Origin of the sequence: Embleya sp. NPDC059213 (assembly GCF_042754445.1) — a bacterium.
Taxonomy (GTDB): Bacteria; Actinomycetota; Actinomycetes; order Streptomycetales; family Streptomycetaceae; genus Embleya.
Genome location: NZ_JBHZAV010000226.1, coordinates 1 through 13,657, shown reverse-complemented (window position 1 = coordinate 13,657; position 13,657 = coordinate 1). Strand labels below are relative to the sequence as shown.

The window sequence follows — 13,657 nt, the reverse complement described above, 5'->3', positions numbered from 1 at the left end:
TGGGCGGCGTGGGGCGCGCGGGGCGCCCCGCGGGCGGGGCGCGGGCCCCCGTCTTGGTCTGACCCGGCGCCAAACCGCGGGGGGGGGGGGGGATCGATGCCGATCCCGCGCCCCACTCGCCTTCTCGAACCGCTAGCCGGCCCCACGCTCCGTCAGCATCGACCGCATCAGGTCGATCTCCGAGCTCTGGCCCACCACCATCGTGTTGGCCAGGTCTCGGACCTGCTGGACCTGCGCGCGCGCGACGCCCTCGCGGGCCATCGCCACACCGGCCTCGTGGTGGGTGATCATGAGCTGGAGGAACATCACCTCGGCGTCCTTGCCGTGCAACGTCGCCAGCTTGTCCAACTGCGCCTGCGTGGCCATGCCCGGCATGAGCTGGGTGTCCGCGCCCGCCGACGGCGTGCCGTGCCCGGAGTGGCCCGGCATCGAACCCGGCGTCATCCACTGCATCACCGGCCGGGTCGAGCCGAGGGTCAGGCCCCACAGCTGGAGCCAGGACGCCATCCGGCCGATCTGCTCCTGCTGGGTCAGCGCGATGTCGTACGCGAGCTTGCGGGTCGCGTCGTCCTGGGTCAGATCGCGGACCATCATCGCCATCTGCACGGCCTGGGCGTGGTGCGTGCGCATGTCGCGCGCGAACCCGGCGTCGACGGAATCGTCGGCCGGCGGATTCGGCACCGCGGCCGGCGCCGGGCCGAGCGCGCGGGTGGGCGCGGTCGCCGCGGCCGGCTCGGCCGAGTCGTCGGACGAACAGGCCGCCAGCGCCGGTACCGCGAGCAGCCCGGTCGCCACGATCAGCGCGACGCGTGCGCGGGGCCTCACGAGGTGGGCTTCCCGACGCCGCCCGTGCACGGCGAACCGGGCTCCGGGGTCTGCTTGCCTTCCTTGTACTCCTTGATGAACTGGTCCAGCCGCGGGTCGCTCGCGTTGTCGAGCTTGAGCTGGAGGCCCCACGCCGAGGCGACGACCGGCTTGTCCAGGCCGTCGTACGGGCTGAGCATCATGTACGTCTTGCCCTTGACCTTGGACTTCAGGACTTCCAACTGGTCCGCGGGCAGATTCGACTGGTAGGTGATCCACACCGTGCCGTGCTCCAGCGAGTGCACGCCGTTGCGGTTCGGCACCGGGGAGTCGTAGATCCCGCAGTTCTGCCAGACCGGGTCGTGCTCGCCGCCGACCGGCGGGCTCTGCTTGTAGGTGACTTCCTTGGGCTTGGAGATGTGCCCCTGGGACGCCGTGTACGCGCTCACCCCGACTATGTCGCTCTTGACGCTGGGGTCGGGCTTGACGTCGGCGATGACGTTGTTGGCGCCGCCCGGCTTGTCGCCCTCGTCGTCGGACGACATGACCACGGCGGTCAGCCCCGCCACCAGGGCGAGGACCGCGAGGCCCGAGGCGGCGAAGATGATCGCCGAGCGGCGCTTGGCGGCCTTGCGCTCCTGCTCGCGCTGAGCGGCCACCCGCTCACGCGTCGCCGCCATTCGGGCGGATTTCTGCGCCTTGCTCTGCTTCTTCGAGGTGTTGGGGGACTGTTGCCCCATGGCTCCGCCTTATTCCGATTCCGGGATTCGTCTGTGGGCCGTGCGAGGGTGTGCCGCGCGGATCACGTACGACTGACGCAGAGCACCGTCAGATCGGAGGCGTCCTCGGCGGGCCTGGGCGCGAGTGCGATGCCGACGGCGTCCGGTTCGGCCAACCACGGCGGGAGCATCGAGCTGGGCGCGGGGGCGACCACCGGCGGCAGCGGTGGAACGGTGGCGGGCACGCACGCGTGCGAGCGGTCACCGCATCGCCCCGACCCGTCGCCCTTGTCGTCCGGCCCGCTGCTGTCCCGGTCCTGGTGCGCGGTGTGATGAAAGGGACACACCGTCGGGATCGTCGCGGTCGAGGGCACCGACTCGGCGTGGATCGGAAAGGCGCTGCCGAGCAGCGCGGCGCACGCCAGTACAGCCCCGGCCAACAGCCGGATCACCGGCCGCAGCGGGACTGCCAGCGAGGCCATCCGTTGCGTCACGGGCCCTATTCTCACCCGAACGAGTGACCCTGTGGGAAGTCGGGGCAGGATCTTTCGTCGTCGTGAGGGCAACGTGATGGCGACCCGGCGGCGACACGGCCGTACGCGAGTCCGCCTCGACCCCCGAGCCGCACCCGCCGGGCCCGGGCCGGGTGCCGGCCGGGACCGGGGCAAACCGAGGCGAGGTTCCCGCCGGCGGCTCGATAGCATCGGTGTGCGAGCGATGCACCCAGCGCCGCCCAGCACCCACCAGCCACATGTCAGGAGACGAACGGTGTCCCAAGCCCGAGTGACCATCAGCCGCGACCCGGACCGGGACGAGCGGGTGGTGACCACGGGCACTACGGCTGCCGAGCTCTTCGAAGGCGACCGCTCGGTGGTCGCCGCGCGCGTGGCCGGCCGGCTCGTGGACCTGGCGTACGTCGTGCTCGACGGCGACGAGATCGAGCCGGTCGAGATCGGCTCCCCGGACGGCCTGAACATCCTGCGCCACTCCGCCGCGCACGTGCTGGCGCAGGCGGTCCAGGAGCTGTTCCCCGAGGCCAAGCTGGGCATCGGCCCGCCGATCAAGGACGGCTTCTACTACGACTTCGACGTCGAGACGCCGTTCCACCCCGACGATCTCAAGCGCATCGAGAAGAAGATGCAGGAGATCATCAAGCAGGGTCAGCGCTTCGCCCGCCGGGTCACCACCGACGAGGAGGCGTGCGCCGAGCTGGCCGACGAGCCGTACAAGCTGGAGCTGATCGGCCTCAAGGGCGCCGCCGCCGAGGCCGCCGAGGGCGCTTCCGCCGAGGTCGGCGCCGGTGAGCTGACCATCTACGACAACCTGAACGCGAAGACCGGCGAGCTGTGCTGGAAGGACCTCTGCCGAGGCCCGCACCTGCCCACCACCCGCAACATTCCCGCGTTCAAGCTGATGCGCTCGGCCGCCGCCTACTGGCGCGGCAGCGAGAAGAACAAGCAGCTCCAGCGCATCTACGGCACCGCGTGGCCGAGCAAGGACGAGCTCAAGGCGTACACGACCTTCCTGGAGGAGGCCGAGAAGCGCGACCACCGCAAGCTCGGCGCCGAGCTGGACCTGTTCTCCATCCCGGAGGAGATCGGCTCGGGCCTGGCCGTCTTCCACCCCAAGGGCGGCATCATCCGCCGCACCATGGAGGACTACTCGCGGCGTCGGCACGAGGAGGCCGGCTACGAGTTCGTCTACACGCCGCACGCCACCAAGGGCAAGCTCTTCGAGGTCTCCGGCCACCTGGACTGGTACGCCGACGGCATGTACCCGCCGATGGAGCTGGACGAGGGCCAGAGCTACTACCTCAAGCCGATGAACTGCCCGATGCACAACCTGATCTACCGGGCCCGGGGGCGCTCGTACCGGGAGTTCCCGCTGCGCCTGTTCGAGTTCGGCACGGTCTACCGCTACGAGAAGTCCGGCGTGGTGCACGGCCTCACCCGCGCCCGCGGCTTCACCCAGGACGACGCGCACATCTACTGCACGCGCGAGCAGATGTCGGGCGAGTTGGACTCGCTGCTGACCTTCGTGCTGAACCTGCTGCGCGACTACGGGCTCGACGACTTCTACCTGGAGCTGTCCACCAGGAACCCGGAGAAGTCGATCGGCACCGAGGAGAACTGGACCGAGGCCACCGAAACGCTGCGCCAGGCCGCGCAGAAGCAGGGCCTGGAGCTCGTCGACGACCCGGGCGGCGCCGCGTTCTACGGCCCGAAGATCTCGGTCCAGGCCAAGGACGCGATCGGGCGCACCTGGCAGATGTCGACCATCCAGGTCGACTTCAACCTGCCGGAGCGCTTCGACCTGGAGTACACCGCCTCCGACGGCTCCCGGCAGCAGCCGGTGATGATCCACCGTGCGCTGTTCGGCTCGATCGAGCGCTTCTTCGCGGTCCTGCTGGAGCATTACGCGGGCAAGATGCCGCCGTGGCTCGCGCCGGTCCAGGTGGTCGGCATCCCGATCACCGAGGAGCACGTCCCGTACCTGCACGAGGTCGCGGCCAAGCTCAAGTCGCACGGCATCCGGGTCGAGATCGACGACTCGGCGGACCGCATGCAGAAGAAGATCCGCAACGCCAACAAGTTCAAGATCCCGTACATGCTGCTCGCGGGCGACGAGGACGTACAGGCCGGCGCGGTCAGCTTCCGCTACCGCAACGGCGAGCAGAACAACGGCGTCGCGGTCGACGACGCGGTGGCCGAGATCGTCAAGGCCGTCCAGGACCGCATCCAGATCTGACGCGGTGTCACCGGCCGTGGCCCGGGGCCGCGCGACAGCGCGGTCACCGGGGCGCGGCCCGCTCCGACCCACGGCATATGCTTCCTGGCATGACGAGCGAGCCCGAGATGCAGGACGGGGTTGGGGGGCCGGATGCCTTCGGCAGGCTGTGGACTCCCCATCGGATGGCGTACATCAAGGGCGAGAACAAGCCGTCGGGGCCGACGCCCGACGACGGGTGCCCGTTCTGCCGGATTCCCTCGCTGAGCGATGTCGAGGGGCTCGTCGTCGCGCGGGGTGAGCAGGTCTACGCGGTGCTGAATCTGTACCCGTACAACGGTGGTCACCTGATGGTGGTGCCCTACCGGCACGTCGCGGACTACACCGACCTGGACGACGCGGAGACGATCGAGCTCGCCCGGTTCACCAAGCTCGCGATGGTCACCCTGCGCAAGGTTTCGGGCGCGCAGGGATTCAACATCGGGATGAACCAGGGGCATGTCGCCGGGGCGGGGATCGCCGCGCACCTGCACCAGCATCTGGTGCCGCGCTGGGGCGGCGACACCAACTTCATGCCCGTGGTCGGTCACACCAAGGTGCTGCCGCAACTGCTCGCGGAGACCCGCGAGATGTTGGCCTCCGCGTGGCCGGTCGACTGACCGGGTCGGCCGGCGTTCGAGGCGCGCGTACTCGCCGCGAGCGAGGCGGGCGCGCTCGGAGCCGGTGGGTGGAGTCGGTGCGATGGCAGGATCCAAGCGGCAGTTGTCAAGGAGAAGAGCTTTGAGCGCACGACCGGTTCTCGTGTACGACGGCGACTGCGGGTTCTGCACCCGGTCGGTGGAGTTCGCGCAGAAACACATCCCGTTCGACGCCGACGTGGTGGCCTGGCAGTTCGCCGAACTCGAGGAACTCGGCGTCGAGCAGCACCGCGCCGAGCACGAGGTGTTGTGGGTGACGCCCGTCGGCACCGTGTACGGCGGACACCACGCGGTGGCCAAGCTGCTGATGAACGCCGGCGGCCCGTGGGCCCTGGCCGGTGCCGCGCTGCGGGTGCAGCCGGTCAGCATCGCCGCACACGGCGTGTACCGCCTGGTCGCGGACAACCGTGACCGGATGCCCGGCGGGACACCGGCGTGCGCGATGCCGGCGCACCTGCGGCCGGACACCGTCAACGCTGCGGGGTGACCCGCCGGGCGGCCCTCGCGGTGGCCGCGTGCTCGCTCGCCGCGTATCTCCTCCTGGGCACCTTCGGTTCCTCGGACATGTGGTGGCTGGGCGATCTGAAGGTGTATCGCCAGGGCGGCGTGGACGTGCTCGCCGGGCACGGTGACCTGTACACGATCCGGCCCGGGCGGCTGCCGTTCACCTACACGCCGTGGGCCGGGCTGACCTTCACGCCGTTGGCCTGGCTGCCGTGGGGTGTGGTCGAGGTGGTCGGGGTGGCGGGCAATCTGGCCTTGCTCGGTACGGCGACCTGGCTCGCCTGGGGGATCCTCGGGCTGCGCGGCGAGGCCCGGGTGCGGGCGACCGCGCTGAGCGCCGCCGCGCTGTTGTGGACCGAGCCGGTCCAGGAGAACCTGCGCTTCGGGCAGATCAACCTGCTGCTGCTGGTCCTGGTGCTGGCCGACTTCGCCCGCCCGCGCGGCGCCCGCCTCACCGGGGTCGGGGTCGGCCTGGCGGCCGGGCTCAAACTCACCCCGGCGATCTTCATCCCCTATCTGCTGCTCACCGGACGCGTGCGCGAGGGGTTGACCGCGCTGGGCGTGTTCGTCGGCACGGTGGTGGCGGCGTTCGCGGTGCTGCCGAGCGAATGCGCGGACTACTGGGGCGGGTTGTTCCTGGACGACACCCGGATAGGGCTGGCCCAGTTCCCCGGCAATCAGTCCGTGCACGGCGCGGTGACCCGGCAGTTCGGCGCGCAGTCGCCGCCCGGGTGGTTGTGGCCGCTGCTCGCGGTCCTTATCGCGGCGCCGGCCCTGACGCTCGCCGTCGTGGCGGCGCGGCGCGGGGCGGCGTTGGCCGGGATGGGGTTCTGCGCGCTGACCGCGCTGTTGGTGTCGCCGATCTCCTGGACGCACCACTGGGTGTGGGCGCTGCCGTTGGTGATCGTGCTCGCGGATCGGGTCCGGCGCATTCGGTCGCCGGTCGCGTGGGTCACCCTGGTGGCGGTGTTCGCGGTCGCTGCGGCCTATCCGATGGAGCGTGCCCGGGTGTCCGGGGTGTTGCCGAGCGGGATCGTGTGGACGGTGCCGTTCGGCGACGGCGGCGAGTTGGACCTCCACGGTTGGCAACTGGTCGTGGGCAACGCGTATGTGCTGGTCGCGGTGCTCGGGTTGATCACGGCGGCGTGGGCGCTGTACGCCGATCGCCGACATTTCACCCGTTCGACCGGTTTGGCCCCGACCGCCGAGCCCGATCCGGATCCCGCTTCGTAGACTCGTCGTACTTTCAGGTGATCCGTCCCATCCGCCCCGGCGGACCCGCGCGGATCGTACGACGAGGTGGGCGCGATGCGGGTGACGGGGCGAGGAGCGGGCGGGGGTCCGACGACGGTTCGAACGATGATCCGATCATGCCTAGACTGAGCCGAACGGGGATCGGCCCGGCCGCGCGAAAGGCGGCGAGGGGCACGGGGGCGGAGACGGCGCGGATGAGTGACAAGGCCCGACCCCCCGGCATCGGCCGCAGTGCCCGCCGAACCCCCCACGAGCCGACCGGCGGCCCCGCACGGCGGACCCGCTCACTCGGCAGGTTCCGCCCGATCGGCATCGCCGTGGTCGGCCTGCTCATCACGCTCGGCATCATCGCCACCGTGGGCGGCGCGGCGCCCCCACCACGCACCACACGACCGCTGCTCCTCGGCGGCGTCATATCCGGCCCCGAGGGCCCCCTGGCACTGCCCACCGACGCGCCCGCGACCCCGCCCACCGACGCCGAGCGGGCCTGGCTCGCCGAGGGCACCGTGCCGGGCACGACCCCGCGCCACCGGGCGATGGCCGAGCGCGCGCTGCTGGACATGCGCGTGCTGACCCAGGCCGACGGGTCGGTGGCGGCGGCCTGGTTCGGGATCTGGAAGTACGTCTGGCCGCGCGACGCGGCCTGGGTCGCGGCGGCGTTCACCGCCACCGGACACCACCGGGAGGCCCTCGCGGTGCTGCGCCGACTGGCCGCGTTGCAACGCCCCGACGGCACCTGGGAGGCGCGCTACCGGCTGGACGGCGGGCCGGTCGGCGACGGTCGGGCGGCCCAGTTGGACGGCAACGGATGGGTGCCGTGGGCGATCTGGTTCTGGTACGTCCACCAGGACGCCAAGGCCCCGGAGACCGCGGCGGCCCTGCGGGAACTGTGGCCGACGGTGCGCGCGGCCGGTGACGCGGCGGCCGGCCGGCTGCGCCCGAACGGGTTGCCGCCTCGGGGCTCGGACTACTGGGAAACCCGCACCGACCAGGTCACCCTGGGCACCGCCGCACCCCTGTCGGCCGGCCTGCGCGCCGCCGCCGACCTGGCCCGCCGCACCGGGGACGAGCCCGCCGCGGGGCGCTGGGCGGGCGCCTCGGCCCGCCTCGACCGCGGCATCCGGGAGGCGTTCGGGCCGCACGACTACCCGCGCACGGCCTCGGCCAAGGGCGGCGCGGACACCGCGGTGACCTGGCTGGGCCCGCCGTTCGCTCGCGCGGACGCCGGTGTCGCGAGCGCGGTGCGCCGATCCGCGGAGCTGCTCACCCTGCCCAACGGAGGCATCCTGCCGGGCGAACACTGGGCCGGCGACCCCACCGCGGCCTGGACCCCGGAAACCGCCTCCTTCGCACTGTTCAGCGCGGCGAGCGGCGACCGGGCCGGCGCGGAGCACCGGCTCGACTGGCTCGCCGACCACCGGACGGCGTTCGGCTCGCTGCCCGAGAAGGTCGACAAGAACGGCAAGCCGGCCTCGGTGGCCCCGCTGGCCTGGACCTCGGCGACCGTCCTGCTCGCCCTGACGGCCCTGGACGGTCCCCTCCCGATTCCCTGACGCCGCGCGGCGGGGGATCGGGGTACCCGGGCCGGGGCGCGTCACGGACGTCGACCCCGGACCGGTGTCACCCGATGTGCCTTCGGGTCAGGCGTCCGCGTCGCTGGTGACCTTCGCGGCGAGTTGCGGGGGCATCGGGTCGTGGCGGCAGTAGGTGCGGGCGAACTGGCCGGTGCCGTGGCTGATCGAGCGCAGGTCGATCGCGTAGCGGCTGATCTCGATCTCCGGGACCTCGGCGCGGATCAGGGTGCGGCCCGAGCCGATCGGCTCGGTACCCACCACCCGGCCGCGGCGCGAGCTCAGGTCGCTCAGCACACCGCCGACGTACTCGTCGGAGACGGTGACCCGTACCTCCGAGACCGGTTCCAGCAGGTGGATCCGGGTGCTCGCGGCGGCCTCGCGCAGCGCCAGCGAGCCCGCCATCTGGAAGGCCATGTCGGACGAGTCGACCGAGTGGGCCTTGCCGTCGGTCAGCGTCACACGCAGGTCGACCATCGGATAGCCGGCCGCGACGCCCTTCTCCATCTGGGCCCGGACGCCCTTCTCCACCGACGGGATGAAGTTGCGCGGCACCGAACCGCCGAACACCTTGTCGACGAACTCGAACCCGGATCCGCCCGGCAGCGGTTCGACGTCGATCTCGCAGATCGCGAACTGGCCGTGCCCGCCGGACTGTTTCACGTGTCGGCCGCGCCCGCTGGCCTTCTCCGCGAACGTCTCGCGCAGCGACACCTTGTGCGCCACCGCGTCCACCGCGACGCCGTAGCGACTGCGCAGCCGGTCCAGGAGCACTTCGACATGTGCCTCGCCCATGCACCACAACACCAACTGGTGGGTGTCGATGTTGTGTTCCAGGCGCAGCGTCGGATCCTCGGCGACCAGCCGGGCCAGCGACTGGGAAAGTTTGTCCTCGTCCGCCTTGCTGTGCGCGCGGATGGCCACCGGCAGCAGCGGGTCGGGCATCATCCACGGCTCCATCAGCAGCGGATCGTCCTTGTCCGAGATGGTGTCGCCGGTCTCGGCTCGGGTCAGCTTGGCGACCGCGACGATGTCGCCGGCGATGCCGCGGTTGAGCGAGCGCTGGTGTTTGCCCAGCGGGATCGACATCGCGCCGATGCGCTCGTCCAGGTCGTGGTCCTCGTGTCCGCGATCGGCCATCCCGTGCCCGGAGACGTGCACCGTCATGTCCGGGCGCAGCGTGCCGGAGAAGACCCGCACCAGCGAGATCCGGCCCACGTACGGGTCGGATGTCGTCTTGACCACCTCGGCCGCGAGCGGCCCCTCGGGGTCGCAGGTCAGCGGGTCGCGGGGCTTCCCGTCGGGGGTGGTGACCGGCAACACCTCGTGCTCGGGCGGCGCCGGACAGGCCCGGACGATGCCCTCCAGGAGTTCGATGGTGCCCAGCCCGTCGGGCGCGACCGCGAGCACCGGGTAGAACGAACCTCGGGCGACCGCGGTCTCCAGGTCGGCGATCAGCGTGTCGACGTCGATCGGCTCGCCGGAGAGGTAGCGGTCCATCAGGGACTCGTCCTCGCTCTCCGCGATGATGCCCTCGATCAGCCGATTGCGGGCGTCCTCGATCAGCGGCAGGTGCTCGGGGTCGGGGTCCAGCGTCCGACGAGTGCCCGAGGAGTAGTCGTAGACCCGCTGGGTGAGCAGGCCCATCAGACCCGCGACGCTCTCGTCCTCGCCGTGCAGCGGCAGGTAGAGCGGCAACACGGTGTCCGAGTCGGGGTCGCCGAACACCCGCTGGCAGATCAGCACCATCTCGTCGAAGTCGGCGCGCGCCTGGTCGAGCTTGGTGATCACGATCGCGCGGGGCATGCCGACCGAGGCGCACTCGTCCCAGAGCATCCGGGTCGAGCCGTCCACGCCGTCCGCGGCCGAGACCACGAACAGCGCGGCGTCCGCGGCGCGCAGGCCCGCCCGCAGGTCGCCGACGAAGTCCGCGTAGCCGGGGGTGTCGAGCAGGTTGATCTTCACGCCGTCGAATTCGACGGGGGACAGGGACAGCGCCACCGAGCGGTGCTGGCGGTGTTCGATGTCCTCGAAGTCGGACACGGTCGTCCCGTCCTCGACGCGACCGGCCCGGGGAATCGTCCCGGTCGCCACGAGCAGGGACTCCACCAATGTCGTCTTGCCCGCCCCCGTGTGGCCCACCAGCACCACGTTGCGCACCGAGTCCGGGCTCGCCGGCGCGGTTACCCTGCCGACGGTTCCGGCGTTTGCTCCGGATTTATCCGCCATGTGCCACCTCCTGGTTGTCCATCCGATGTGGTCGTCGTCGACGTCCCCGGGACGCGCAGGTGCAAGTCGGTCGTCGGTACGCCAACGTCCGCAAATCGATTCCTGAACGGCAGCATTGCCCCGACGTCCGACCGAGTACAAGTGTCCTCGCCGTACGTGATGTTCTCCAACGCGGCACGCCCGGGCGACGGGGGGCTCGGGAGGCACGACCGCGTCAGTACGATGGGCGCACCAGGCGGGTCGAGTCCACCGGATCCCCCGCCGCCCCGGCAATCCTTCGGGAAGGCGATGCTCAACAAATACGCTCGTGCCTTCTTCACGCGTGTGCTCACCCCGTTCGCGAGCTTTCTGCTGCGTCACAACGTGAGTCCGGACACGGTGACGCTGATCGGCACCCTCGGGGTGGTCGTCGCGGCGCTGGTGTTCTTCCCGATCGGCTGGTTCCTCACCGGCACGCTCGTCATCACCGCGTTCATCTTCTCCGACCTGGTCGACGGCAACATGGCGCGCCAGTTGGGCCGCTCGACCAAATGGGGGGCCTTCCTCGACTCCACGCTGGACCGGGTCGCGGACGCCGCGATCTTCGGCGCGCTGGCGATCTGGTTCGCCGGCGACGGCGACAACCTGCGCATGTGCATCCTGGCGATCTTCTGCCTCGGGTCCGGCCAGGTCGTGTCGTACTCCAAGGCCAGGGCCGAGAGCCTGGGTCTGGCCTGCGACGTCTCCGGACTGATCGAGCGGGCCGAGCGACTGGTCATCTCGCTGGTGGCCACCGGTCTCGACGGAATGGGTGTGCCGTACATCCAGGAGGCCGCACTGTGGTTCATCGCGGTGGGCAGCCTGATCACGGTCTTCCAGCGGATGATCGCGATCCATCGCTCGGCATCCGCGATCGACAACGCGGTGTCCGGAGGTGACAAGCCGTGACCGACGTCGGGCAGCGGCTGGCCGACACCGGGTACGCCCTGGGCTGGTCGGTGGTCAAGCGGCTGCCCGAGCCGGTCGCCACGGCCGCCTTCCGCCGGATCGCCGACCTGGTCTGGCGACGACGCGGCGGCGGCGTGCTCCAGTTGGAGGCCAATCTGCGTCGGGTCGTGGGGCCCGATGCCACGCCCGAGCAACTTCGCGCGCTCTCCCGCGAGGGCATGCGCTCCTACCTGCGCTACTACCAGGAGGCGTTCCGGCTGCCGGTGTGGGACCGCGAGACGGTGCTGGCCCGGATGGAGTGCGACCTGACGCTGTTGGACAAGTGCAGCGCCCGCGGCAAGGGGGTGATCTTCGCGCTGCCGCATATGGGCAACTGGGACCACGCCGGCGCCTGGATCACGCTCAAGGGCTATCCGTTCACCACGGTCGCCGAACGACTGAAGCCGGAATCCCTGTACCGGCGCTTCCTGGACTATCGCGAGTCGCTGGGCATGGAGGTGCTGCCGCTCACCGGCGGCGACGGCAACACGTTCGGCACGTTGGCGCGGCGGCTGCGCGCGGGTCGGTTGTTGTGCCTGCTCTCCGACCGCGACCTGACCACCGCCGGCGTGCCGGTGACCTTCTTCGGCGAGCAGACCCGGATGGCCGCAGGGCCGGCCGCGCTGGCCCTGCAGACCGGCGCGGCGCTGATTCCGGTCACCCTCCCGTGGGACGGCAAGGTCATCCGGGGCACGCTGCACCCCGAGGTCGTGGTGCCCGCCGAGGGCACCCGCCGGGAGAAGATCGCGGTGATGACCCAGCAGGTCGCGGACGCCTACGCCCGGGGGATCGCGCGCGACCCGCAGGACTGGCACATGCTTCAGCCGCTGTGGCTCGACGACCTGGACCGACGCCGGCTCGCCCGGATCGGGGAGGCCAAGTGAGAATCGGCGTCGTGTGCCCCTACTCGTGGGACGTGCCGGGCGGTGTGCAGTACCACGTGCGGGATCTCGCGGCGAACCTGATCGCGCGCGGGCACGAGGTGTCGGTGCTGGCGCCGGCGGACGACGACACCCCGCTGCCGGACTACGTGGTGCCGGCCGGGCGAGCGGTACCGGTGCGCTACAACGGCTCGGTGGCCCGGCTCAACTTCGGCTTCCTGTCCGCCGCGCGGGTGCGGCGGTGGATCCACGACGGGCACTTCGACGTGCTGCACATCCACGAACCGGCCACGCCCAGCCTGTCGTTGCTCGCCTGCTGGGCGGCCTCCGGCCCGGTGGTGGCCACCTTCCACACCTCCAACCCCCGCTCGCGGGCGATGATCGCGGCCTACCCGATCCTGCAACCCGCGTTGGAGAAGATCAGCGCCCGGATCGCGGTCAGCGAGTACGCGCGCCGCACCCTGGTCGAACACCTCGGCGGCGACGCGGTGGTCATCCCCAACGGCGTGGATGTCGGCTTCTTCGCCGACGCACCCGTGGAGCCCACGTGGCAGGGCACACCCGAGGCGCCGACCATCGGCTTCATCGGGCGGATCGACGAATCGCGCAAGGGACTGCCCACGCTGATCGAGGCGTTCCCGCGGATCGTCGAGGCGTTCCCGGGCGTACGGCTGCTGGTGGCCGGGCGAGGGGACGCCGAACAGGCGGTGGAGGACCTGCCGGAGGCGTTGCGCGGACAGGTCACCTTCCTGGGCATGGTCAGCGACCTGGACAAGGCGCGGTTGTTGCGCAGCGTGGACGTCTACGTGGCGCCCAACACCGGTGGCGAGAGCTTCGGGATCATCCTGGTCGAGGCGATGTCGGCGTCGGCGCCGGTGCTGGCCAGTGACCTGGACGCGTTTCGTCAGGTGCTGGACGGGGGGCGGGCGGGGGAGTTGTTCGCGGTGGAGGACGCCTCGGCGCTTGCCGCTGCCGCGGTGGGGTTGCTTCGGGATCCCGAGCGGCGGGAGATGTTGCGGGAGGTCGGGCGCAAGCATGTGCAGCGGTACGACTGGGGGACGGTCGGGACGGACATCCTGGGCGTGTACGAGACGGTCACGGCGGGGGCGCCGGCGGCGTAGCGGGGGTGGCCTCAAGCGCCGGCCGGGCTGGGTTGGTCGGGTTGGGTTGGCCTCAAGCGCCGGCCGGGCTGGGTTGGTCGGGCTGGGTTGGCCTCAAACGCCGGCCGGGCTGGATTGGTCGGGTTGCGTTGGCCTCAAACGCCGGCCGGGCTGGGTTGGTCGGGTTGGGTTGGCCTCAAACGC

The 13,657-nt window shown here is 71.0% G+C and carries 12 protein-coding genes; 8 read left to right on the top strand and 4 right to left on the bottom strand.

Annotated elements, in window-relative coordinates:
• Positions 1–132: 132 nt before the first annotated feature.
• From ACFXMF_RS42265 to ACFXMF_RS42255, 3 genes are all read right to left on the bottom strand, one after another.
• A complete protein-coding gene (locus ACFXMF_RS42265; RefSeq protein WP_360313829.1) occupies positions 133–825 on the bottom strand; it encodes a DUF305 domain-containing protein in 693 nt (230 codons plus the stop codon).
• Positions 822–1,544, bottom strand: a complete 723-nt coding sequence (locus tag ACFXMF_RS42260) for a DUF3105 domain-containing protein (protein ID WP_360313827.1) — start codon at positions 1,542–1,544, stop codon at positions 822–824. Before ACFXMF_RS42260 ends, ACFXMF_RS42265 begins: the two co-directional genes overlap by 4 nt.
• A gap of 62 nt (positions 1,545–1,606) precedes the next feature.
• Positions 1,607–2,017, bottom strand: a complete 411-nt coding sequence (locus ACFXMF_RS42255) for a hypothetical protein (protein ID WP_360313825.1) — start codon at positions 2,015–2,017, stop codon at positions 1,607–1,609.
• Positions 2,018–2,291: 274 nt separating this feature from the next.
• On the opposite strand from ACFXMF_RS42255, the gene thrS reads away from it, so the two are divergent.
• From thrS to ACFXMF_RS42230, 5 genes are all read left to right on the top strand, one after another.
• Complete coding sequence (gene thrS, locus ACFXMF_RS42250) at positions 2,292–4,271, top strand: threonine--tRNA ligase (RefSeq protein ID WP_379991244.1); 1,980 nt, start codon at positions 2,292–2,294, stop codon at positions 4,269–4,271.
• A gap of 77 nt (positions 4,272–4,348) precedes the next feature.
• Positions 4,349–4,909, top strand: a complete 561-nt coding sequence (locus ACFXMF_RS42245) for an HIT domain-containing protein (RefSeq protein ID WP_360313801.1) — start codon at positions 4,349–4,351, stop codon at positions 4,907–4,909.
• 121 nt (positions 4,910–5,030) lie between these two features.
• On the top strand, positions 5,031–5,435 hold the full coding sequence (locus tag ACFXMF_RS42240; protein WP_126643328.1) for a thiol-disulfide oxidoreductase DCC family protein: 405 nt from the start codon (positions 5,031–5,033) through the stop codon (positions 5,433–5,435).
• Entirely contained in the window at positions 5,432–6,685 is a 1,254-nt protein-coding gene (locus ACFXMF_RS42235; RefSeq protein ID WP_379991243.1) for a glycosyltransferase 87 family protein, read from the top strand. Before ACFXMF_RS42240 ends, ACFXMF_RS42235 begins: the two co-directional genes overlap by 4 nt.
• A gap of 215 nt (positions 6,686–6,900) precedes the next feature.
• On the top strand, positions 6,901–8,259 hold the full coding sequence (locus tag ACFXMF_RS42230) for a hypothetical protein (protein WP_360313797.1): 1,359 nt from the start codon (positions 6,901–6,903) through the stop codon (positions 8,257–8,259).
• Positions 8,260–8,346: 87 nt separating this feature from the next.
• On the opposite strand, the gene ACFXMF_RS42225 is transcribed toward ACFXMF_RS42230, so the two are convergent.
• Complete coding sequence (locus ACFXMF_RS42225) at positions 8,347–10,506, bottom strand: elongation factor G-like protein EF-G2 (RefSeq protein WP_379991242.1); 2,160 nt, start codon at positions 10,504–10,506, stop codon at positions 8,347–8,349.
• A gap of 222 nt (positions 10,507–10,728) precedes the next feature.
• Between ACFXMF_RS42225 and pgsA the strand changes: the two genes are divergently transcribed.
• The 3 genes from pgsA to ACFXMF_RS42210 are packed head-to-tail and all read left to right on the top strand — an operon-like array spanning position 10,729 to position 13,474.
• On the top strand, positions 10,729–11,433 hold the full coding sequence (gene pgsA, locus ACFXMF_RS42220) for a phosphatidylinositol phosphate synthase (RefSeq protein ID WP_379991241.1): 705 nt from the start codon (positions 10,729–10,731) through the stop codon (positions 11,431–11,433).
• On the top strand, positions 11,430–12,356 hold the full coding sequence (locus tag ACFXMF_RS42215) for a phosphatidylinositol mannoside acyltransferase (RefSeq protein WP_360313791.1): 927 nt from the start codon (positions 11,430–11,432) through the stop codon (positions 12,354–12,356). Before pgsA ends, ACFXMF_RS42215 begins: the two co-directional genes overlap by 4 nt.
• Complete coding sequence (locus ACFXMF_RS42210) at positions 12,353–13,474, top strand: glycosyltransferase family 4 protein (RefSeq protein ID WP_360313789.1); 1,122 nt, start codon at positions 12,353–12,355, stop codon at positions 13,472–13,474. Before ACFXMF_RS42215 ends, ACFXMF_RS42210 begins: the two co-directional genes overlap by 4 nt.
• Positions 13,475–13,657: the final 183 nt, after the last annotated feature.

What these genes read in the sequence shown, in the direction of transcription:
- ACFXMF_RS42260 (WP_360313827.1), bottom strand. Translation starts at nt 1,544, where the DNA reads ATGGGGCAACAGTCCCCCAACACCTCGAAGAAGCAGAGCAAGGCGCAG.
- ACFXMF_RS42245 (WP_360313801.1), top strand. Translation starts at nt 4,349, where the DNA reads ATGCTTCCTGGCATGACGAGCGAGCCCGAGATGCAGGACGGGGTTGGG.
- ACFXMF_RS42230 (WP_360313797.1), top strand. Translation starts at nt 6,901, where the DNA reads ATGAGTGACAAGGCCCGACCCCCCGGCATCGGCCGCAGTGCCCGCCGA.
- ACFXMF_RS42225 (WP_379991242.1), bottom strand. Translation starts at nt 10,506, where the DNA reads ATGGCGGATAAATCCGGAGCAAACGCCGGAACCGTCGGCAGGGTAACC.
- pgsA (WP_379991241.1), top strand. Translation starts at nt 10,729, where the DNA reads ATGGGCGCACCAGGCGGGTCGAGTCCACCGGATCCCCCGCCGCCCCGG.